The sequence below is a fragment of the Lysobacter arenosi genome (assembly GCF_016613475.2).
In the GTDB taxonomy this organism is placed as follows: domain Bacteria; phylum Pseudomonadota; class Gammaproteobacteria; order Xanthomonadales; family Xanthomonadaceae; genus Lysobacter_J; species Lysobacter_J arenosi.
In genome coordinates this window covers 3016456-3036301 of sequence record NZ_CP071517.1, presented here as the reverse complement: position 1 = coordinate 3036301, position 19846 = coordinate 3016456, and the positions used below count along the sequence as shown (strand labels likewise).

At 65.6% G+C, this 19846-nt stretch carries 18 protein-coding genes and 1 pseudogene; 13 read left to right on the top strand and 6 right to left on the bottom strand.

The features are described 5' to 3' along the window. Positions 1 to 202 precede the first annotated feature (202 nt). The 10 genes from dnaN to HIV01_RS13945 all read left to right on the top strand — a co-directional run bounded on the left by dnaN (position 203) and on the right by HIV01_RS13945 (position 10944). Entirely contained in the window at positions 203 to 1303 is a 1101-nt protein-coding gene (dnaN, locus tag HIV01_RS13990) for a DNA polymerase III subunit beta (RefSeq protein WP_200608058.1), read from the top strand. 250 nt (positions 1304 to 1553) lie between these two features. After that, complete coding sequence (gene recF / locus HIV01_RS13985) at positions 1554 to 2669, top strand: DNA replication/repair protein RecF (protein WP_207526972.1); 1116 nt, start codon at positions 1554 to 1556, stop codon at positions 2667 to 2669. Positions 2670 to 2970: 301 nt separating this feature from the next. Continuing rightward, positions 2971 to 5436: a DNA topoisomerase (ATP-hydrolyzing) subunit B gene (gyrB, locus tag HIV01_RS13980; protein ID WP_200608054.1), complete on the top strand. Its 2466-nt coding sequence runs from the start codon at positions 2971 to 2973 to the stop codon at positions 5434 to 5436. A 155-nt stretch (positions 5437 to 5591) separates the two neighbouring features. After that, entirely contained in the window at positions 5592 to 6395 is an 804-nt protein-coding gene (locus HIV01_RS13975) for a M48 family metallopeptidase (protein ID WP_200608052.1), read from the top strand. Positions 6396 to 6527: 132 nt separating this feature from the next. Further along, on the top strand, positions 6528 to 7745 hold the full coding sequence (locus tag HIV01_RS13970; RefSeq protein WP_200608050.1) for a tetratricopeptide repeat protein: 1218 nt from the start codon (positions 6528 to 6530) through the stop codon (positions 7743 to 7745). Between the two features lie 172 nt (positions 7746 to 7917). Continuing rightward, a complete protein-coding gene (locus tag HIV01_RS13965; protein WP_200608048.1) occupies positions 7918 to 8592 on the top strand; it encodes an energy transducer TonB in 675 nt (224 codons plus the stop codon). A gap of 73 nt (positions 8593 to 8665) precedes the next feature. Continuing rightward, on the top strand, positions 8666 to 9418 hold the full coding sequence (locus HIV01_RS13960; RefSeq protein WP_158732005.1) for a MotA/TolQ/ExbB proton channel family protein: 753 nt from the start codon (positions 8666 to 8668) through the stop codon (positions 9416 to 9418). 42 nt (positions 9419 to 9460) lie between these two features. Beyond that, complete coding sequence (locus HIV01_RS13955) at positions 9461 to 9883, top strand: ExbD/TolR family protein (RefSeq protein ID WP_200608046.1); 423 nt, start codon at positions 9461 to 9463, stop codon at positions 9881 to 9883. A gap of 15 nt (positions 9884 to 9898) precedes the next feature. After that, a complete protein-coding gene (locus tag HIV01_RS13950; RefSeq protein ID WP_200608044.1) occupies positions 9899 to 10315 on the top strand; it encodes an ExbD/TolR family protein in 417 nt (138 codons plus the stop codon). A gap of 203 nt (positions 10316 to 10518) precedes the next feature. Beyond that, entirely contained in the window at positions 10519 to 10944 is a 426-nt protein-coding gene (locus tag HIV01_RS13945; protein ID WP_200608042.1) for an ExbD/TolR family protein, read from the top strand. 64 nt (positions 10945 to 11008) lie between these two features. Here HIV01_RS13945 and HIV01_RS13940 read toward each other — a convergent pair whose 3' ends face one another. From HIV01_RS13940 to cls, 4 genes and pseudogenes are all read right to left on the bottom strand, one after another. Beyond that, positions 11009 to 11770, bottom strand: a complete 762-nt coding sequence (locus HIV01_RS13940; protein WP_200608040.1) for a pyridoxine 5'-phosphate synthase — start codon at positions 11768 to 11770, stop codon at positions 11009 to 11011. A 40-nt stretch (positions 11771 to 11810) separates the two neighbouring features. Continuing rightward, positions 11811 to 12296: a hypothetical protein gene (locus HIV01_RS13935; RefSeq protein ID WP_200608038.1), complete on the bottom strand. Its 486-nt coding sequence runs from the start codon at positions 12294 to 12296 to the stop codon at positions 11811 to 11813. Positions 12297 to 12430: 134 nt separating this feature from the next. Then, complete coding sequence (locus HIV01_RS13930) at positions 12431 to 12697, bottom strand: hypothetical protein (RefSeq protein ID WP_200608036.1); 267 nt, start codon at positions 12695 to 12697, stop codon at positions 12431 to 12433. A gap of 118 nt (positions 12698 to 12815) precedes the next feature. After that, positions 12816 to 14254, bottom strand: a pseudogene (cls, locus tag HIV01_RS13925) (cardiolipin synthase). Between the two features lie 140 nt (positions 14255 to 14394). On the opposite strand from cls, the gene HIV01_RS13920 reads away from it, so the two are divergent. From HIV01_RS13920 to HIV01_RS13910, 3 genes are all read left to right on the top strand, one after another. Further along, entirely contained in the window at positions 14395 to 15483 is a 1089-nt protein-coding gene (locus HIV01_RS13920; protein WP_200608033.1) for a PA0069 family radical SAM protein, read from the top strand. Positions 15484 to 15788: 305 nt separating this feature from the next. Beyond that, positions 15789 to 16922, top strand: a complete 1134-nt coding sequence (locus HIV01_RS13915) for a sensor histidine kinase (protein WP_200608031.1) — start codon at positions 15789 to 15791, stop codon at positions 16920 to 16922. Then, complete coding sequence (locus tag HIV01_RS13910; protein WP_158731994.1) at positions 16922 to 17356, top strand: response regulator; 435 nt, start codon at positions 16922 to 16924, stop codon at positions 17354 to 17356. The genes HIV01_RS13915 and HIV01_RS13910 overlap by 1 nt, the downstream gene beginning before the upstream one ends. 12 nt (positions 17357 to 17368) lie before the next feature. Here the strand turns inward: HIV01_RS13910 and HIV01_RS13905 are convergent, their stop codons facing one another. Next, positions 17369 to 18109 (bottom strand): 2OG-Fe(II) oxygenase, encoded by a 741-nt coding sequence (locus HIV01_RS13905; protein ID WP_200608029.1) that lies wholly within the window; start codon positions 18107 to 18109, stop codon positions 17369 to 17371. Positions 18110 to 18206: 97 nt separating this feature from the next. Next, positions 18207 to 19622 (bottom strand): sigma-54 dependent transcriptional regulator, encoded by a 1416-nt coding sequence (locus HIV01_RS13900; RefSeq protein ID WP_200608027.1) that lies wholly within the window; start codon positions 19620 to 19622, stop codon positions 18207 to 18209. Positions 19623 to 19846: the final 224 nt, after the last annotated feature.

The window sequence follows — 19846 nt, the reverse complement described above, 5'->3', positions numbered from 1 at the left end:
ATTCACACCCATCACCGGTGCGTTAGAGTTGTCCACAGTTTGTCCGGGACTTACAGGGTTGGTTCTACCGAAGTTTCGAAGGCAATAAATTCCTTGTAAATCAAATGCTTGGTGCAGTTTTACCGGATTTTCGGCGACTCCACCACCACCATGCTTTTGATTTATTCCACATCTTTAGTAATGGCACGGGGACGGGGTCCGCATGCGTTTCAGCCTTCAACGCGAAGTCTTTCTCAAGCCGCTCGCTCAGGTCGTCAACGTTGTCGAGCGCCGCCAGACCCTTCCGGTTCTGGCCAACCTCCTGGTCCAGGTCAAGGACGGACAGCTGTCGCTGACCGGTACCGACCTGGAAGTGGAGATGGTGTCGCGTGTCCTGGTCGATGACGCCCAGGACGGTGAAACCACGATCCCGGCGCGAAAGCTGTTCGAGATCGTTCGCGCCCTGCCCGACGGCAGCAAGGTCACCATTTCGCAGTCGGCGGAAAAGATCACGGTGCAAGCCGGCCGTTCCCGCTTCACCCTGGCGAGCCTGCCGGCGAACGACTTCCCGTCGATCGACGAAGTCGAAGCCACCGAGCGCGTACGCGTGCCGGAAGCAGCGCTGAAGGAACTGATCGAACGCACGGCGTTCGCGATGGCGCAGCAGGACGTTCGCTACTACCTCAACGGCCTGTTGTTCGACCTGCGCGAATCCAGCCTGCGTTGCGTGGCCACCGACGGTCACCGCCTGGCACTATGCGAATCGCCGCTCGAGAACGGAGCCCAGACCAAGCGCCAGATCATCGTGCCGCGCAAGGGCGTGCAGGAACTGCAGCGCCTGCTTGAAGGCGGCGATCGCGAACTCGAACTGGAGATGGGTCGCGGCCACCTGCGCGTGAAGCGCGACGACGTGACCTTTACCAGCAAGCTGATCGACGGCCGCTTCCCGGATTACGAGGCAGTGATTCCGATCGGCGCCGACCGCGAAGTCCGCATCGACCGTGAAGTGCTGCGGGCTTCGCTGCAGCGTGCGGCAATCCTGTCGAACGAGAAGTACCGCGGCGTGCGCCTGGAAGTTTCCCCGGGCCAGCTGAAGATCAGCGCGCACAACCCGGAGCAGGAAGAAGCACAGGAAGAAGTCGAAGCCGACACCAAGGTCGACGACCTGGCCGTGGGCTTCAACGTCAACTACCTGCTCGACGCACTGACCGCGCTGAAGGACGAGCATGTGGTCATCGCGCTGCGCGACGCCAACTCGTCCGCACTGGTCCGCGAAGCCGCAAACGATCGCTGCCGCCACGTCGTGATGCCGCTGCGCCTCTGATTGGCCCAGCCCGCAACACCAGGAAGCCCGGCCAAGTGCCGGGCTTTTTTGTTGCCGGTTGTTTGGCCCGTCATTCCCGCGAAGGCTGGAACCCAGGAATGCTGCCCGGTTGGTCAGTTGGATCTGCCAAAGAGCGGCTCGCAACGCCCTGAATAGCCGTGTTCCACGTGGAACACGTCCATCGACCGTTCTCAGGCTCTGACGCCGCCGTCCTTACCCCCAGCCAAGGCGGACCGGTAAACTGACCCCAATGCACGTCACCCGCCTTGAACTGCGCAACCTGCGCCGGTTCGTCGAGCTCCGCCTCGATCCATCCCCAGGCCTCAACCTGATCACCGGCGACAACGGCGCGGGCAAGACCAGCGTGCTCGAAGCCCTGCACCTGATGGCCTACGGCCGCAGCTTCCGCGGGCGGGTGCGCGACGGGCTTATCCGGGACGGAGACCAAGCCCTGGAGGTCTTCGTCGAGTGGCAGGAGCGCCTGGCAGCCGGTGCTGACGCCCAGACGGCCGCCACAGCCCCGGAGCGCACGCGTAAGGCCGGCATGAGGCACAGCGGCGAGGACTGGACCGGGCGCCTGGACGGCAGCAACGTCGCCCAGCTGGGTGACCTGTGTGCCGCTCTGGCTGTCGTCAGTTTCGAACCCGGCAGCCATGCCCTGATCACCGGCGGCGGCGAATCCCGTCGACGCTACCTCGATTGGGGCTTGTTCCACGTGGAACAAGATTTCCTTCCGCTCTGGCGCCGCTACGCGCGGGCGCTGAAGCAAAGAAACGCCCTGCTCAAGGCCCGCGCACGCGATGGCCAGCTGGACGCCTGGGATCACGAGCTCGCCGAGGCCGGAGAACCGCTCAGCCGACGCCGGGAGCAGTATCTCGAGCAACTCCAGCCCAGATTTGCCGCCCTGCTGTCAGAACTGGCCCCTGCCCTCGGCCCCAGCCGCCTGGACTATGTCCCAGGGTGGCGTCGGGACGAACTGCCGCTGGCGGACGCCCTGCTTCTGGCCCGGGAGCGCGATCTTGTTGCCGGATACAGCTCTGTCGGACCCCATCGGGCTGACTGGCGGATCGTCTTCGGCGCGATTCCCGGCCGCGAAGCGCTCTCGCGTGGCCAAGCCAAGCTGACCGCGCTGTCGACCCTGCTGGCGCAGGCGGAGCACCACGCCGCGGCGCGCGGGGATTGGCCCGTGGTGGCGCTGGATGATCTCGCCTCCGAGCTGGACCGGCAGCATCAGGGGCGGGTGCTGGCGCGGCTTCAGTCCAGCGGAGCGCAGGTTTTCATTACGGGGACCGAAGCGCCCAATGGGTTGGACCCCACCACCCAGCTTCGACGGTTCCACGTGGAACATGGGGTGATCAGCGGTTGATTGGGGGTTGGGCCGTCGGCCAGGCAGAGCAACGTCCTTGGATCCCCGCCTTCGCGGAGATGACGGTGAGAGGCGGAAGGTCGTGTGGGCGAGGCACCACGCCCCGGTAGCCGATCACCGCCACTCCGAAGCCAGGTAGCGCTTCAAGCGCGAAGGCCACAGCGCCAGCCGCCATTACCTCCGCTCCAGCTCCCAGTCAACCAGCAATAGGGGCCGGCTGGTATACTCTCGCGTTGAATAGCTAATGTGTCTTGACGCCTCCGGCCCCGCCGGGTAACGCGTCGACGGAGCCTGTTGCCGCATGACCCATATCGAGCACGACCCCTCGCAAGACCCGACCGTCACCGCCGTACCTTCCCAGACCTACGATTCCAGCAAGATCACCGTCCTGCGTGGTCTCGAAGCTGTGCGCAAGCGTCCCGGCATGTACATCGGCGACGTTCACGACGGCACGGGCCTGCACCACATGGTGTTCGAAGTGGTCGACAACTCGATCGACGAGGCCCTCGCCGGCCACGCGAACGAAGTCACCGTGACCCTGCACAACGACGGCTCCTGCTCGGTGTCCGACAACGGTCGCGGCATTCCGGTCGACATCCACAAGGAAGAAGGCGTCTCCGCGGCCGAGGTGATCCTCACCGTGCTGCACGCCGGCGGCAAGTTCGACGACAACAGCTACAAGGTTTCCGGCGGCCTGCACGGCGTCGGCGTGTCGGTGGTCAACGCCCTGTCCGAGCACCTGTGGCTCGACATCTGGCGCGACGGCCACCACTACCAGCAGGAATACCAGCTGGGCGAGCCGAGCTACGCGCTCAAGCAGCTCGAAGAATCGCAGAAGCGCGGCACCACGCTGCGCTTCCTGCCGGCGCGCGAGATCTTCACCGACATCGAATTCCACTACGACATCCTGGCGCGCCGTTTGCGCGAACTGTCGTTCCTCAATTCCGGCGTCAAGATCACGCTCATCGACGAGCGCGGTGAAGGTAAGCGCGACGTCTTCGAATACGCCGGCGGCATCGCCTCCTTCGTCGAGCACCTGGCGCAGCTGAAGACCCCGCTGCACCCGAACGTGATCTCGGTGTCGGGCGAAATGAACGGCATCACGGTGGACGTCGCCCTGCAGTGGACCGACTCCTACCAGGAAACGATGTTCTGTTTCACCAACAACATCCCGCAGAAGGATGGCGGTACCCACCTGATCGGCTTCCGTGCCGCGCTCACGCGCACGCTGTCGAACTACATCGAACAGAGTGGCATCGCCAAGCAGGCCAAGATCGCCCTGACCGGCGACGACATGCGCGAAGGCATGATCGCCGTGCTGTCGGTAAAGGTCCCTGACCCCAGCTTCTCCTCGCAGACCAAGGAGAAACTGGTCAGTTCGGAGGTCAGGCCGGTCGTTGAGAGCACGTTCGGTGCACGTTTGGAGGAGTTCCTGCAGGAGCACCCCCACGAAGCCCGCGCCATCACTGGCAAGATCGTCGATGCGGCCCGCGCCCGCGAAGCTGCGCGCAAGGCCCGCGACCTGACCCGCCGCAAGGGCGCGCTCGATATCGCCGGCCTGCCCGGCAAGCTTGCCGACTGCCAGGAGAAGGATCCGGCGCTCAGCGAACTGTTCATCGTCGAGGGTGACTCGGCAGGTGGCTCGGCCAAGCAGGGCCGCAACCGCAAGACCCAGGCGATCCTCCCGCTCAAGGGCAAGATCCTCAACGTCGAGCGTGCGCGCTTCGACCGCATGCTCGGTTCGGCCGAAGTCGGCACGCTGATCACCGCGCTGGGCACCGGCATCGGCAAGGACGAGTACAACCCGGACAAGCTGCGCTACCACCGCATCATCCTGATGACCGACGCCGACGTCGACGGCAGCCACATCCGCACGCTGCTGCTGACGTTCTTCTACCGGCAGATGCCGGAGCTGATCGAGCGCGGCCACATCTACATCGGCCTGCCGCCGCTGTACAAGATCAAGCAGGGCAAGAACGAGCTCTACCTCAAGGACGATGCCGCGCTCGATGCCTACCTGGCCAACAACGCGGTCGAAGGCGCTTCGCTGCGCCCGGCGATCGGTGAACCGGCGATCGAAGGCGCTGCGCTCGAGAAGCTGCTGCTGGCTTATGCCGGCGCGCGCGAAGCGATCCAGCGCAACGCACATCGCTACGATCCGAGCGTGGTCGAAGCGCTGATCGATTCGATTCCGCTCGACACCGCCCACATCGGTGACCACGACGCGCTGCGCGCCGAGTTCGATCGCGTCGAATCGCGCCTCAACCTCGGCGGACTCGGCAAGCCGCGCTACAAGCTCGAACTGCACGAAGGCGGCGGCGAGCGCCAGGCGGCGCTGCTGGTCAAGCGCCTGCACATGGGCGAGGAAATGACCCAGGTGTTGCCGTTGGCCGCATTCGAAGGCGGCGAGCTTCGTGCCGTGCGTGAAGCAGCAACGCAGCTGTATGGTCTGATCCGCGAAGGCGCGCAGATCGTGCGCGGCAGTCGCGCGCAACCGATCACCACCTTCGCTCAGGTCCAGGCCTGGTTGCTCGAGGAGGCCAAGAAGGGCCGCCAGATCCAGCGCTTCAAGGGCCTGGGTGAAATGAATCCCGAGCAGCTGTGGGAAACCACGGTCAACCCGGAGACCCGTCGCCTGCTGCAGGTGCGGATCGAGGACGCGGTGGCGGCCGACCAGATCTTCAGCACGCTCATGGGCGATGTGGTCGAACCGCGTCGGATCTTCATCGAGGACAACGCGTTGAAGGTCGCCAACCTCGACGTGTGACCGGGGCGTGAGGGGGCTTAAGCCCCGATTTCGCGACCTCCGCCGTTCGGGCTGAACCCCTTCCACAGGACTCAGCCCTCCGCCCGCCGTATTGACGAAGTGTTAATCCGGCGGACGTTACAACGCGTCATCAACCTGAAGCGGGATTCCCGACGATGAAGCACCTTCTGCTCGCCGTGGCCATTGCCACCGTTGTCACTGCCTGCGCCACCTCCACTTCGCCCACCGGGCGCAAGCAGTACGTCGGCGCGGTCTCGCAGCAACAGCTCGACCAGATGGGCGCGCAGGCCTTCGCCGAGGCCAAGTCCAAGCAGAAGGTCAGCAACGACGCAAAGATGAACGCCTACGTGCGCTGCGTGGTCAACGACATCACCCGCGAGCTGCCGCAGGGCTGGCAGACCAACTGGGAAGTGGCGGTGTTCGAGGACAGCTCGGCCAACGCCTTTGCCTTGCCCGGTGGCAAGGTCGGCGTGAATACCGGCATCTTCACCGTCGCCAAGAACCAGGATCAGCTCGCCGCGGTGATCGGCCACGAGATCGGCCATGTCGTCTCGCGCCACCACGACGAGCGCATCACCAAGCAACAGGGCACCTCGACGCTGCTGGGCATCGGCAGCGCGATCGTCGGCTCGGCCTACGGCTCAGGCGCGGCGAATGCCGCCGGCCAGCTTGGCGGGGCCGCGGCGCAGACGTTCTACCTGCTGCCGAACTCGCGCACCCAGGAAACTGAAGCCGACGTGGTCGGCCAGGAACTCGCCGCCAAGGCCGGTTTCGACCCGCGCCAGGCGGTGAATCTGTGGCAGAACATGGCCGCCGCAGGCGGCGAACGTGCACCGACGTGGCTGTCGACGCACCCGGATCCATCCTCTCGCATCGGCGAACTGGGCGCCCGCGCAGGCACCCTGATGCCCGTCTACGAGCAGGCCCGAGCCTCCGGCCATACGCCCAAGTGCGGATGACGATGTGCAGGGAACGTGAATTAGGACAGAAAACCCCGTATCGCTGGCTGTCACGTTTCTGATAGCTTCACACCCCCTTGGCCTTGCCACCGTCCCGCCCGATTACGTGCGGCCGCAGATTTGAGGTGATCGATGAACAATGTCTCCCGCCGTAACCAACGCGTCCTGGCCGCCGCTGTCAGCGCCGTCCTGATGTTTGGTGCGGTCAGCCAGGTCAACGCGCAGACCGCGAACGAGCGTGCGGCCGAGCGCCGCGCCAAGAAGGAAGAAGGCAAGCAGGGCACGGCCAAGGTCACCAACGAATACCCGCAGGCCACCCGTGTGGCCGGCGATACCAAGGCTTCGAAGAAGGCCACGCCGCAGCTGCAGAAGATGATGAAGGCCTACGACGACGACAAGGGCCCGGAGGCCCGCGCCATCGCCGACCAGATCATCGCGCTGCCGGAAGCCAACGCCTACGACAAGGCGTTCGCCTCGCAGATCGCCGCCCAGGCCGCCTATGACGGCGACGACACCCCGGGCGCGATGAACTACCTCAAGCAGGCGATCGCATCCAACGGCCTGGACAACAACGGCCACTTCGGCGCGATGCTGATGCTCGCGCAGCTGCAGCTGCAGGAAGACCAGTACGCCGAATCGCTCAAGACCATCGACCAGTTCCTGGCCGAGACCAAGAGCCAGAAGCCCGAGCACCTGATCATCAAGGGCAACGCCCTGTATCGCCTCGACCGCTTCGCCGAGGCCGCTCCGGTCATCAAGCAGGCCATCGACCTGAGCCCCACGCCCAAGCCCGAGTGGCAGCAGCTGCTGATGGCGACCTACGCCGAGTCCGGCCAGGCCGGTGAAGCGGCCAAGATCGCCGAGGGACTGGCCGCCAAGAACCCGGGCGACAAGCGCGCCCAGCTGAACCTGGCGGCCGTCTACCAGCAGAACGACATGCTGGACAAGGCCGCCGTGGTCCTCGAGAAGCTCCGCGCCAGCGGCCAGCTCACCGAGGACAAGGAATACCGCCAGCTCTACGCCACCTACCTGAACATGGATGGCAAGGAGAAGGAGGCAATCGGGGTCATCAACGACGGCCTGCAGAAGGGTGTGATCAAGCCCGACTACCAGACGTACCTGGCCCTCGCACAGGCGTATTATTTCTCTGATCAGGCCGGCCCGGCGATCGACGCCTACAAGAAGGCCGCTCCCCTGGCGCCAGACGGCGAGGCGTACCTGAACCTCGCCCGCGTGCTCTGGCAGGAAGATCGTGTCCCCGAGGCAAAGGAAGCCGCCAAGCAGGCTGTCGCAAAGGGCGTGAAGAAGCCCGAGGACGCCAAGAAGATCATCGCGTTGCCTGGCAAGTAACGAGTTGAGGGCCGACTAGATTCGGCAACGCGAAATCATCCAATTGCACTTGGTCCAAAGAGCGCAATTTGGTATATGCTAGGAGGTTCCCGCGACTCGAAGTAGTCGCGGGAATCGTAACTGACGGCCCGAGGCGCCCTGGCGTCCGGAAATACCTCCCGAGCTACGGCGCATGACGCAAGACCTCGAAATCCACGCAAGAAAAGATGACGACCGTGAAGGTTTGAACTGGGCGCGTATCGCCGGTGTAACCATTGCGATCGCATTCCATGTCGCGGCCCTGCTGCTTTTGCTCGCTCCTATGGCCCCTCCGGCCCAGCAGCAGCAAGAGGAAGACGTCACGTTCGTCAACCTGATCAAGCCGCCGCCGCCGCCCCCGCCGCCGCCGCCGCCGCCGCCTGAGCCCCCGAAGGAGCTCAAGCCGCCGCCGAAGCTGACGCCGCCGCAGCCGACTCCGTTGCCGCCTCCGCCGGATGAACCGCCGGTGCTGGTCGACGATCCGAGCCCGGTTGACGTGGCCGCGCCGCCGCCGAGCCCCCCGTCGCCGCCCGCACCGGCAACGACGATTGGCTCCAGCGTCGACCCGTCCTCGAAGCGGCTCAACCCGCCCAAGTACCCGCCGACCGAAGCCCGCCAGGGCGTTGGTGGCACGGTAACGTTGATCATCACCATTGACGGCCAGGGCAATGTCCTGGACGTCGCGGTCGAGAAGTCGAGCCGTAACCGAAACCTCGACCGCGCTGCAATGGACGCCGCCCGGAAGTGGAAGTTCAACCCCGAGATGCAGAACGGCGTTGGCGTCACCAGCCGCGTCCGCGTCCCGGTAGATTTCGTCCCGCCGACCTGATCGGGGTCACGGGACACGTTGTAGGCAATCCGTAATACCTCTTTCCTTTCCACGACATTCAAAGGTAAGCGTCATGCTGCAGGAAACCACCACCGCTGCGACCGCCGGAGGCTCCAACGCCGAGGCACTCCAGCAGATGAGCTTCGCGCATCTGTTGCAGAACTTCGACCTGGTCGGCTGGGTCGTATTCCTCACCCTCGCCATCATGTCGATCCTCTCGATCTACTGGATCGTGGTGAACTTCGTGAAGAACCTGCGCCTGCGCGCCAGTTCTGATCGCGTGGTCAGCACGTTCTGGGAGACCCCGAACGCACAGGACGCCATCCGCTTCATGGAAGAGCAGGGTCGCTTCGAGCCGTTTTCGAAGATCGCTCTCGATGCTGCCCAGGCAGCAGCCCACCACCAGCGCCACGAAGGTTCGCGCCTGGTCGAGTCGCTCAACCGCTCCGAGTTCGTTGACCGCGCCCTGCGTCAGGGTGTGACCCGCGAGTCCTCGAAGCTGGAAGCCGGCCTGACCGTGCTCGCCACCGTCGGTTCGACCGCTCCGTTCGTCGGTCTGCTCGGTACCGTTTGGGGCATCTACCACGCCCTGATCCGCATCAGCGCCACCGGCCAGGCTTCGATCGACGCCGTTGCCGGCCCGGTCGGTGAAGCACTGATCATGACCGCCATCGGCCTGTTCGTCGCAATCCCGGCGGTGCTGGCATACAACTTCTTCACCCGTCTGAACCGCGTTACGAACAACAAGTTCGATACGTTCGCTCACGACCTGCATGACTTCTTCGCTACCGGCTCGCGCGTCGGCGAAGTTGTCAGCAAGCGCTAAGCAATAACCGACGCCCTCTCGCAGTAGGTTTGGAGTTCGTACATGGCCTTCAGTACAGGCAACGATAGCGGCGGCCCGATGGCCGAGATCAATGTCACGCCGCTAGTCGACGTGATGCTGGTGCTACTGATCATTTTCATGATCACCGCACCGCTGATGTCGCATAAGGTCCAAGTCGATCTTCCGCAAGCCAATCTGGACCAGCGTCCCGATAAGGCCCCGCCGGTCACGCCGATCAACATCACGGTGGAAGACAACGGGAACCTTTATTGGAACGACGAGCCGATCACCAAGGATCTGCTCGAGAGCCGTCTGTCGATCGAAGCGCAGAAGACCCCGCAGCCGCAGATCAACGTCCGCGGCGACAAGACGACCAAGTACCGCATCGTGTCCGAGGTGGTACAGACGGCGCAGGCCCAAGGCATGCGCAAGGTCGGTTTCATGGCGCTTAAAGAACCTCGCTAATCCGGAGATCCAGATATGGCATTTGCATCGAAATCCGGTGGCGGTCCGATGGCGGACATGAACGTCACGCCCCTCGTGGACGTGATGCTGGTGTTGCTGATCATCTTCATGGTCACGGCGCCTCCTCTGACGTACCCGATCGACGTTAACCTTCCGCAGAAGTCGCTGAACCCACCGCCGCAGACGCGAGAGCCGCCGCCGCCGATCAGGCTGCGGATCGACGCCTCGGGCCAGGTGTATTGGAATGACGCGCCGCAGCCGATCACCGCGATCCAGAACATGATGGAAGTCGAAGTCCAGCGCGACCCGACCAACCAGCCCATGCTCGAGATCGATACCAGCCCGGACGCCGATTACGGCATCCTGGCCAAGGTGCTTGCTCACGCGAAGAATGCTGATATGGATAAGATCGGCTTCGTCCAGAACGATTGACCGATCGGTGTCGCTTACCGTCGTGAAAACGCCGCCCTCGGGCGGCGTTTTTTTTGCTGTCAGCCTTCGCTTCGCTTGAACGGTGCGGGACGACGCCCAGACAAGCGGTGCACATCGGGCGACGCGGGGAACCGGAACGCTTGCCTGCTGCCATCGGCCAGGCGTAGCGTGGAACCGGGCATGGGGCCCCATGGAGGTTGCGTATGGCCGTCTCCGCGTTCTATCTCTCCGACTCCCGCCACGGTGCGCACGGCGAACATCGCGCCGTCGCCCAGATCAACATCACCCCGCTGGTCGATGTCCTGCTCGTGCTGCTGGTGATCTTCATGGTGGCGACCCCGGCACTGACCGGACGCATGGACCTGCGCATCCCCCAACCCACCCCGACGCCCGAAGACAGCGCACCGCCACCGCGGGTGCAACTGCGTGTCGGCAGCGATGGTGCGTACCGGCTCGATGGCGTCGTGCTGGCGCGCGCCGAACTGACGCCGGCACTGGAAGAGATGGCGCGACGCAGTCCGCGTGCCGTGTTGCAGGTCGCAGCCGACGCCGATGCCGACTACCAGGAATTCGCCTGGGCACTGGCCGAGGCTGAGCGCAGCGGCCTGCACGACATCGCCTGGCAGTAACGGTCAGCGCAGCAACACATGCGCATGGGCAGGAGCCAGCTCGCTGGCTCCTGCCGACAATGCATCAGCGCGAAAGGATCCGAAGGTACGAATCGATCGTCGCATCGATGCCCTGGTAGATCGCCTCGCCTATCAGTGCGTGACCGATCGATACCTCGAGCACACCGGGTACCTGCTGCAGGAAGAATCCCAGGTTGGCCTGGCTGAGGTCGTGCCCGGCATTGATGCCAAGGCCAGCGTCGCCGGCACGTCGCGCGGCTTCGGCGAACTGCGCGGCCATGGCGCGACCACTGCCGGCGGCGAACGCTTCCGCATACGGGCCGGTGTACAACTCGACCCGGTCCGCACCCACCGCCGCGGCGTGGTTGATGCCCAGGCGCCCTGCTTCGGTGTGGGCGTCGGCGAACAGACTCACGCGGCAGCCGATGGACTTGAGCGCATCAACCAGCGGCCGCAGTGCATTGGCATCGCGGACGAAATCGAAACCATGGTCGGAGGTAAGTTGCGCATCGCTGTCGGGCACCAGCGTTGCCTGCGCAGGACGCACCTGTTGGCACAAGGTCAGGAAACCCGGATAACCGGCACGCGCCGGCGCGAACGGGTTGCCCTCGAGGTTGAACTCGACGCCGCGCTCGCGCGTCAGCTCCGACAGCGCATACACGTCGTCGGAGCGGATATGCCGGGCGTCGGGCCGCGGATGGACGGTGATGCCATGCGCGCCGGCGTCCAGGCATGCCTTCGCCGCGGCCACCACATTGGGCTCGTCACCGCCGCGCGAATTGCGCAGCACGGCAATCTTGTTGACGTTGACGCTGAGGACGGTCACGACGCCGTGACCCGGCGTCGCGACGGGAACAAAAGTCGGCTCAATTGCACGCTTCGCTGCTCTGGCTGTAGATCACCGGTTCCCAGTAGGTCTGGCCGATGATGTCGTTGCGGTTCGCCTCGATCAGGTGCGCGGCGAGAAGGTAGGTGGTGTTGGGCTGCACGTCCAGCTCGATCGTCTTGTAGCGGTCGGAGCGTTGCGTGCGCTGGCGCATCTGCAGATCGTTGAACTGCTTCTCGTCGATCAGTTCGGCCACTTCCAGCGAGTGTTTGCCGGGGCTGACGCGGTAGCTGCGCGCGGATGTCGGACCGGGTAGCTGGCCGTCGACATTGATCAGCCGCGCGCGGTAGAGGTCCTTGCTGCGCGGCGCGACGTCGAAGACGCTGATGCGCCCACATCCGGCGACGGCCGGGGTGGCGGCGGTGGACGCCGGTGCACTGGCCGGATCGACCTGGGACAGCGGCTGAGCGCTCGCGGCGAACGCCACGGCGAGCAGCGGCAGACAGCACAAGGCGGACAGGTTCATGGCGGGCTCCTCTGAATTCGGCGCTCGCTCTGGGACGTGCGCCGTGCCTGGGGCGCGGCCATGCTAGCAGGCGCCCGCCAGCGCGCCGCGTGAAACGGCTCAGTGCCTGCGCAGTGACCCGGGTGTGACTCGGCTCAAGCGGCCGGCGGCGCGCCCGGCGGGTTGCCGGTGGCGGCGCGGCGAGCCTCGGCCTGCTCACGCAGGCGACGCAGCTCCATCGGGTCGAGCATCATCGAGGTGTCACGGCTCTGGCTGTCGACGCGCTGCGCCAGCAGCTTCATCACCCAGGCCAGCGACAGCCCCAGTGCTGCCAGCAGGCAGATGATCAGCACGGCCACCGACGAGGTCTTGAACGCGACCGCGAGGGCAACCAGGGCCAGCAGAAGTAGAAGCCAGTGCATTGGGGCGATGCTCCGTATGGGATTTCGACGGCGACGGCAGTTTAGCCTGCACCGCCGCGGCGGCATCGTCCGATTGCCGGCCCGCGGCGACCGCCGGTCAGCGGCTGCGCGCCGTTGTTCACAGCACCGGAGAAACCAGCCGGGCGAGGGCTTCGGGCACCCGCGTGCCCCATAGCGGCCGGGCGCGATCGTCGCGTACGCGCGGCGCCAGGTTGCACTCGCCCTGGATCAACCGCGCCAGCTCCGCGCCCACGCCGGCATCGCGGAACATCACCGACACCTCGAAGTTCAGGCGGAAGCTGCGATGGTCGAAGTTGGCGCTGCCGATGATCGCCAGGTCGTCATCGCACAGCAGCGCCTTGCTGTGCAGCATGCGCGGGCCGTATTCGTGGATCTTCACGCCGGCGACTAGCAGCTCGTCGAAATAGGACCGCGCCGCCAGGGTGACCAGCTTGCTGTCGCACACCTTCGGCACCAGCAGGCGCACGTCCAGGCCACCCAGCGCCGCCGACGTCAGGGCCATCCGCGCGGCCTCGCCAGGCACGAAGTAAGGGGTGACCAGCCACACGCGTCGCTGCGCCGAGTGGATCGCGGACACGTGCAGCCGGTGGATCGCTTCCCAGTCCGAGTCCGGACCCGACACCAAGGACCTGCGTCGAAATGGGGCCCGGTTTCGGCGGCGGATTGTGCAGGCGCATCGGCGGCTGCCCGGTGGCGTAGGCCCAGTCCTCGACGAACACCAGTTGCAGCTCGCGCACGACGTCGCCTTCCAGGCGCAGGTGCAGGTCGCGGTAGGCGTCCTTGCGCAGCCGCTCGTCTTCGTCGTCGGTGATGTTGATGCCGCCGGTGAACCCGATCCGGCCGTCGATCACGACGATCTTGCGGTGCGTGCGCATGTTCAGCCACGGCCGCTTCCAGAACCAGTACATCTTCATCGGATGGAACCAGGCCACCTCGGCACCGGCCTCGACCAGCGGCTGCAGGAAGCGGCGCCTGGTCTTGCCCGATCCGACGGCGTCGAGCAGCAATCGCACCTGCACGCCTGCGCGCGCGCGCTCCACCAGTGCATCGCGCAGTGCAGTGCCGGTGCGGTCGGGCAGGAAGATGTAGTACTCGAGGTGGATGTGGTCGCGCGCCGAGGCGATCGCGGCCAGCAGCGCCGTGTACTTGGCGGCGCCATCGATCAGCAGCTCCGCGCGCGTGGCAGTGATCGGAGGAAGTCCGGTGGTGGCCCTGGGCCAGCCGCGCCAGTTCGATGGCTTCGGGCGATGGGTGAAGGCCTTCCGGAAGCGGTTGCAGCGTGGCGCGTGTGCGGCCGCGGCGAAGGCGCTGTCGATGGATGCGCTGCGGACCGAAGAAGTAATAGATCAGGAAGCCGACATAAGGCAGGGCCGCCAGGCTGATCAGCCAGCTCAGCGTCGCCACCGGCTCGCGCTTCTGCAGCACGATCCACAGGCCCAGCCACACCAGGTAACCGATCCAACCCAGCACCAGATAAAGCCGCAGGTGCTCGACATCCAGCAACGTGGACCAGGCCGCCTGCAAGGCTTCTAGCATCGGAACCGCTCCTTCGTCTGGTCAGGTACCTGTCCAGACAACGGCAGGCCGGCCCTAGGCTAAGCCGCGGGCACTGCACATGCCAGCGATGCGCTGAGCGGTCTCAGCCACTGCGACGCGGGCGCAGTACCCTCGGCGGCATGGACGACGCCCGTAAAGCCCAGCAACCGATCAAGGGTCGCGGCGCGGCCTCGCAGGTCGACGGCCGCTACGCGGTGACGGTCGCACGCGGCGAGGACGACGGTTGGGGTTCGGTCTACGAAGACCTCGCCGAACCGTCGCGACCGCAGACGCAGGTCACGCTGGAGCGCGCGCGCAGCATCATCAGCCGCAACGATTCGCCCGACATCGCCTTCGGCCAGTCGGTCAATCCCTATCGCGGCTGCGAGCACGGCTGCGTGTACTGTTTCGCGCGCCCATCGCATGCCTATCTCGACCTGTCGCCGGGCCTGGATTTCGAAACGCGCCTGTTCGCCAAGACCAACGCCGCCGAGCGCCTGCAGGCCGAACTCGCCCGCCCGGGCTACCGCTGCGAACCCATCGCGCTGGGCATCAACACCGACTCCTACCAGCCGATCGAGCGTCGCTATGGCATTACCCGGGAACTGATCGAACTGCTGTCGGCCTGTTCGCATCCGTTCAGCCTGATCACCAAGAACGCCGCCGTCACCCGCGACCTGGATCTGATCGCCCCCATGGCGCGACGCGGGCTGGCGACGGTGTACTTCTCGGTCACCACGCTCGACAACCAGCTGTCGGCGCGCATGGAACCGCGTGCATCGGCGCCGCATTCGCGCCTGAAGGCCATGCGCACCCTGGCCGATGCCGGAGTACCGGTCGGCGTGATGGTCGCCCCGGTCATTCCGATGATCAACGATCGCGAGATCGAGCACATCCTCGAGGCTGCACGCGAACACGGTGCCGGCTCGGCCGGGCATGTGTTGCTGCGACTTCCGCACGAACTCAAGCAGGTCTGGCGTGAATGGCTGCAGCTGCATTACCCGGAGCGTGCAGCGCACGTGATGAGCCTCATCCAGCAGATGCGCGGCGGCAAGGATTACGACAGTGCCTTCGGCACCCGCATGCACGGCCAGGGACCGTTCGCGCAACTGATCGAGCAGCGTTTTCGCAAGGCGCACAAGCGCCTCGGATTTGGTCGCCTGCCGCCGCTGGACACGTCGTTGTTCGTGCCGCCGCGCAAGCCATCAGCGCAGGGCGAACTGTTCTGATCGTCGACAAAGCGTGACGGGTGAATGACGACCGCGGCGCCAGCGCCTAATTCACCACGGCTATCGCGCCAGTCCCGCTGTGTCGTCGGGCGCATCCGATACCTTGGCAGACGCATTCCGTGAAGCCCGTCGCGGCCCAGTCGGTCGGCCTGGACCGCGTCAGCAGGAAGGGGGCTGTCGCAAGTCCTTGCACTCACTTTGCTTGATCGGCCGACACAGGCTGGCTTCCCAAGCCGTCCACCACCCCGTCACAATCGGGTTGGATACACTTCGCCATTGCGGCAGGTTCAAGAGTCACCCCTCCGATGAGCAACACCACCGGCCAAGAAACCGGAGTCGACCGCTTCCGGCTGGCAATGGCCGCCTCCGGTGTCGGCATGGCGATCGTCGATCTGAACGGACACTGGGTCGAGGTCAATCCGGCATTCGAGCGCATGTTCGGTTACAGCGCCCAGGAGGTCGTTGGTCGCCCCACTGTTGCCTTCACCCATCCCGACGACATCTCGCTCACGCAGTCCTACCTGCGCGGCCTGATCGACGGCAGCATTCCCGTGCTCGATGCGCAGAAGCGCTACCTGCACCGCAGCGGCCAGACCATCTGGGCGCACATCAACATCGCCGTCATGCGCGATGATTTCGGCGCTCCGCTGTACCTGCTGGTGCAGTTGCGCGACATCAGCGCGCAGCGTGCCGCCGAGCTGGCGCTGGAATCGCGCGCCGAGGCCGAGCACGCCGCGCGCGACATCTCCAACCGCCAGTTGCAACTGTTCGCCGATGCGGTCGCGCACGACCTGCGCGCGCCGTTGCGCTCGATCGAAAGTTTCTCGGCACTACTGGCCGACCGCGCCAATGAACGGCTCGACGACACCGATCGCGATTACCTCGCGCGCATCCGCGCTGCCGCCGCGCGAATGAGTGGCCTGCTCACGTCACTCAACGACCTGTCCTACGTCACCCGCGCCGACCTGAAGTCGACCACGGTCGACCTGAGCCTGCTGGCCGACTGGGTAGGAGCCGAGTTGCAGGACGCCGATCCGCAACGGCGCGCGGAGATCCGCGTGCAACCGGATCTGCAGGTCGAGGGCGACGAGCGCCTGCTCAAGCTGCTGCTGGTGCAGTTGATGGACAACGCCTGGAAGTTCTCGCGCGAACGCGAGCCGATCCGCATCGATGTCAGCGGTTGTCGCGAAGGCGACACGCTGCAGGTGCAGATCCGTGACCAGGGCATCGGATTTGACATGCGTTATGCTCACAAGCTGTTCGAGCCTTTCCAGCGGCTGCACGGACCGGATCAGGGGGGTGGTCACGGTCTGGGGCTGGCGATCGCCCGACGCATCGCAGAGCGACATCGCGGTAGCGTCCGGGCCGAGTCCCAGCCCGAAGCCGGTGCCATCTTCACCCTCGAGTTGCCGGTTACCGCGGCGGAGGATGGTATTTGATGCACAAGGAAATCCTGCTGGTCGAGGACAATCCCGACGATGTCGAGCTGACCCGGCTGGCCTTCGACGAGGCCAAGATCGCCAACCGACTGATGGTCGTCGGCGATGGCGCAGAAGCCCTCGACTATCTGTTCGCCCGTGGCAAATACAGCGATCGCGACCCCGAGGACCTGCCCTCGATCATGTTGCTCGACCTCAACCTGCCCAAGGTCGACGGTCGCGAAGTGCTGCAGGCGGTGCGCGCCAACGAAGCCACGCGGACGCTGCCAGTGGTCGTGCTGACCACCAGTGCCGAACCGTTCGACGTCGAAGCCAGCTACGCGCTGGGCGTCAACAGCTACATCCAGAAGCCGGTCGACTTCGAGCAGTTCGTCTGGGCGGTCAAGCAGGTCGGTCTGTACTGGCTGGTGCTGAACCACCCGCGTACTGCGTAGCGCGACAACGCCCTAGCCTGCGCCGAACAACTGCTCCGCACGCTGGAACAACACCCAGCTGGTCGCAATGAACTTGTCGCCACCCTTGGGCCGGTTGCCGCGATGGGTGTGGGTGAACGCAGCCGGTGCGATCAGCATGCTGCCAGTGCGTGGCACGATCTTGCGCTGCTGGTAGAGGAACTCGGTCTCGCCTTCCTCGAATTCGTCGTTGAGGTAGATCGTCCACAGCAGGTGCCGGTGCAGCGTTTCCGCGCGCGGGTCGCGCGGATACAGCTCGCAGTGCCAATAGGGATATCCGCCGCGATTGGCGCTGTAGCGCTGCAGGTTGATCGATCCCGGCCGCAGCACCGTCTTGATCACAGGTGCCAGGTCCTCGTCATCCATCGCCGCCATCCGCTCGGGCGTGAGGCGATGGCTCTTGCCGTCGGCGCCCGGCGTTTCCAGCATCAGCGGCGCGATCAGCGTGTGCGGGTAACGGCGCAGGTAGGCGATGACTCCGCGGAACACCGCCAGGTTCAGCAGCGTTTCGGCATCGCGCCAGCCGTCGCGCCCGCTGATGGTCAGGTCGCGGCTGTCCTTGAGGTCGGGCATCACGCCACCACCGACGCGCCCGGGAACGGTGTCGCCGCTGTCGCTGAAGCGCGCCACCAGCTGCGCGCACTGTTCGCGGGTGAGGGCGTCCGGGTAAACCTCGATGAAGTCGTTGTCCCGGGCGTGTTCGCCGGCGACGGGAACTGCGGGTTGGCTGGACATGCGGGAGGCAGGGGATCCGGCGGCAGTGGCCATCCTCGCACGCCACCGGGCCGACGGGCCACGCCCGGCTCAGGCGACGCCGTCCAGGCAATGGCGCTCAGGCAATGCTGACCGTGTTCGGAGAGTCGGGATCGCTGGCGCGCAGACCGTGGCGTTGCATCAACCGGTAGAGCGTGACGCGGGACACGCCAAGCTCGCGCGCGACATCGACCAGGCGCCCGCGGTTGCGGTGCAGCGAGTGCTCGATGGCGGTACGCGTGGCGGCATCGCGGACCTCGTCCAGGGTCGGTGGCGGCGTCGCCAGTGCGTTCTCGATGTGCAGGTCGGCGGCGGTGATCAGGCGGCCTTCGGCCATCACCACCGCCTGGCGGACGCGGTTGATCAGTTCGCGCACGTTGCCCGGCCAGCCATGGCTGTGCAGCGCCTGGCGCGCGCACGGCGCAAACCCCTTGAGCGTGCGATGGCCCTCCTGCGAATACCGCTGCAGGGCGTACTCGGCGATGCGGTCGATGTCGCTGCCGCGCTCGCGCAACGGCGGCTGCTGCAGGCGCAGCACGCACAGGCGGTGGTAGAGGTCGGCGCGGAAACGGCCATCGGCGACGGCGACATCCAGGTCGTGGTGCGTGGCCGAAATGATCCGCACGTCGATTGGGATCTGCTCGTGGCCGCCGAGTCGCTCGATGCTGCCCTGTTGCAGGAAACGCAGCAGCGAGGCCTGGCTCTCCAGGGGCAGGTCGCCGATCTCGTCGAGGAACAGCGTGCCGCCATTGGCCATCTCGATGCGGCCGAGCTTGCGCTGCTGCGCGCCGGTGAATGCGCCGCGCTCGTAACCGAATAACTCCGACTGGATCAGGCTGTGCGGGATCGCGCCGCAATTGATCGCCACGAACGGATGCGCGTGCCGGCGCGAATGCCGGTGCACGGCCATCGCCGCCAGCTCCTTGCCGGTGCCGGTTTCGCCGGCGATGAACACCGGCGCCTCGGTCAACGCGGCCTTGCGCAACGTCCGGCACAGGGTGCGCATCGCACCGCTCTCGCCGATCATGCCGTCGAATCCGGCTTCACTGGTGACGTCGCCGCCCTCGCAGGCGAGGCTGGCCATGCCGTGGGCGTGGCCGATCACCGTGTTCATCACGCCTTCCGGGCACGGCAGCGTGAGGTAGTCGTAGCAGTAGTCGCGGATCAGCTTGCGCACCGGCTCTTCGTCGAGCTGGCGCGCATCGATGCCGGCAACCCAGCCGACGTTGGCCGCCGACAGCGCGCCGCCGAACTCGGCCAGGTCCTGCTGGCTGAAACCCTCGCGCAGGTCGAGCAGCGCCGCGTGCGGCTGCCGCGGATCACGCTGGAGGATGCGCAGCACACTGCGGGCGTCAGGCGCGCGGCGCAGGTTCCATCCCATCTGCTGGAGGCCACCGAGGGCGAGCACGCGACCGGCGCCGCCGCGGGTGACGTAAATCAGTTCACGTGCGTCGGGGTCGCCCGACAGGGATTCCTGCGTTCCTTCGATCGCCATCTCCGTCTCCGTCTCCGTCGCCGGACAGGACCTGCTGGCGCATTTCGAACAATCCGGGTCGGGCCGCGTGAGTGGCAACCCGGAGGGCCGGTCCGAAATGCATTAACGGGCCCTGCCGTGGCTGCAGAATGCTGCCATCACGCATGGATACGCAGTGTTATTTACGGCAGGGATGACGATGAACGGTCAAAAAGAATACGAAAAACCACGCATTTTCCCGGCAC

Excerpts from the sequence above, each read along its gene's own strand:
- dnaN (WP_200608058.1), top strand. The coding sequence starts at position 203 with ATGCGTTTCAGCCTTCAACGCGAAGTCTTTCTCAAGCCGCTCGCTCAG.
- recF (WP_207526972.1), top strand. The coding sequence starts at position 1,554 with ATGCACGTCACCCGCCTTGAACTGCGCAACCTGCGCCGGTTCGTCGAG.
- gyrB (WP_200608054.1), top strand. The coding sequence starts at position 2,971 with ATGACCCATATCGAGCACGACCCCTCGCAAGACCCGACCGTCACCGCC.
- HIV01_RS13975 (WP_200608052.1), top strand. The coding sequence starts at position 5,592 with ATGAAGCACCTTCTGCTCGCCGTGGCCATTGCCACCGTTGTCACTGCC.
- HIV01_RS13970 (WP_200608050.1), top strand. The coding sequence starts at position 6,528 with ATGAACAATGTCTCCCGCCGTAACCAACGCGTCCTGGCCGCCGCTGTC.
- HIV01_RS13965 (WP_200608048.1), top strand. The coding sequence starts at position 7,918 with ATGACGCAAGACCTCGAAATCCACGCAAGAAAAGATGACGACCGTGAA.
- HIV01_RS13960 (WP_158732005.1), top strand. The coding sequence starts at position 8,666 with ATGCTGCAGGAAACCACCACCGCTGCGACCGCCGGAGGCTCCAACGCC.
- HIV01_RS13955 (WP_200608046.1), top strand. The coding sequence starts at position 9,461 with ATGGCCTTCAGTACAGGCAACGATAGCGGCGGCCCGATGGCCGAGATC.
- HIV01_RS13950 (WP_200608044.1), top strand. The coding sequence starts at position 9,899 with ATGGCATTTGCATCGAAATCCGGTGGCGGTCCGATGGCGGACATGAAC.
- HIV01_RS13945 (WP_200608042.1), top strand. The coding sequence starts at position 10,519 with ATGGCCGTCTCCGCGTTCTATCTCTCCGACTCCCGCCACGGTGCGCAC.
- HIV01_RS13935 (WP_200608038.1), bottom strand. The coding sequence starts at position 12,296 with ATGAACCTGTCCGCCTTGTGCTGTCTGCCGCTGCTCGCCGTGGCGTTC.
- HIV01_RS13930 (WP_200608036.1), bottom strand. The coding sequence starts at position 12,697 with ATGCACTGGCTTCTACTTCTGCTGGCCCTGGTTGCCCTCGCGGTCGCG.
- HIV01_RS13920 (WP_200608033.1), top strand. The coding sequence starts at position 14,395 with ATGGACGACGCCCGTAAAGCCCAGCAACCGATCAAGGGTCGCGGCGCG.
- HIV01_RS13915 (WP_200608031.1), top strand. The coding sequence starts at position 15,789 with ATGAGCAACACCACCGGCCAAGAAACCGGAGTCGACCGCTTCCGGCTG.
- HIV01_RS13910 (WP_158731994.1), top strand. The coding sequence starts at position 16,922 with ATGCACAAGGAAATCCTGCTGGTCGAGGACAATCCCGACGATGTCGAG.
- HIV01_RS13905 (WP_200608029.1), bottom strand. The coding sequence starts at position 18,109 with ATGTCCAGCCAACCCGCAGTTCCCGTCGCCGGCGAACACGCCCGGGAC.
- HIV01_RS13900 (WP_200608027.1), bottom strand. The coding sequence starts at position 19,622 with ATGGCGATCGAAGGAACGCAGGAATCCCTGTCGGGCGACCCCGACGCA.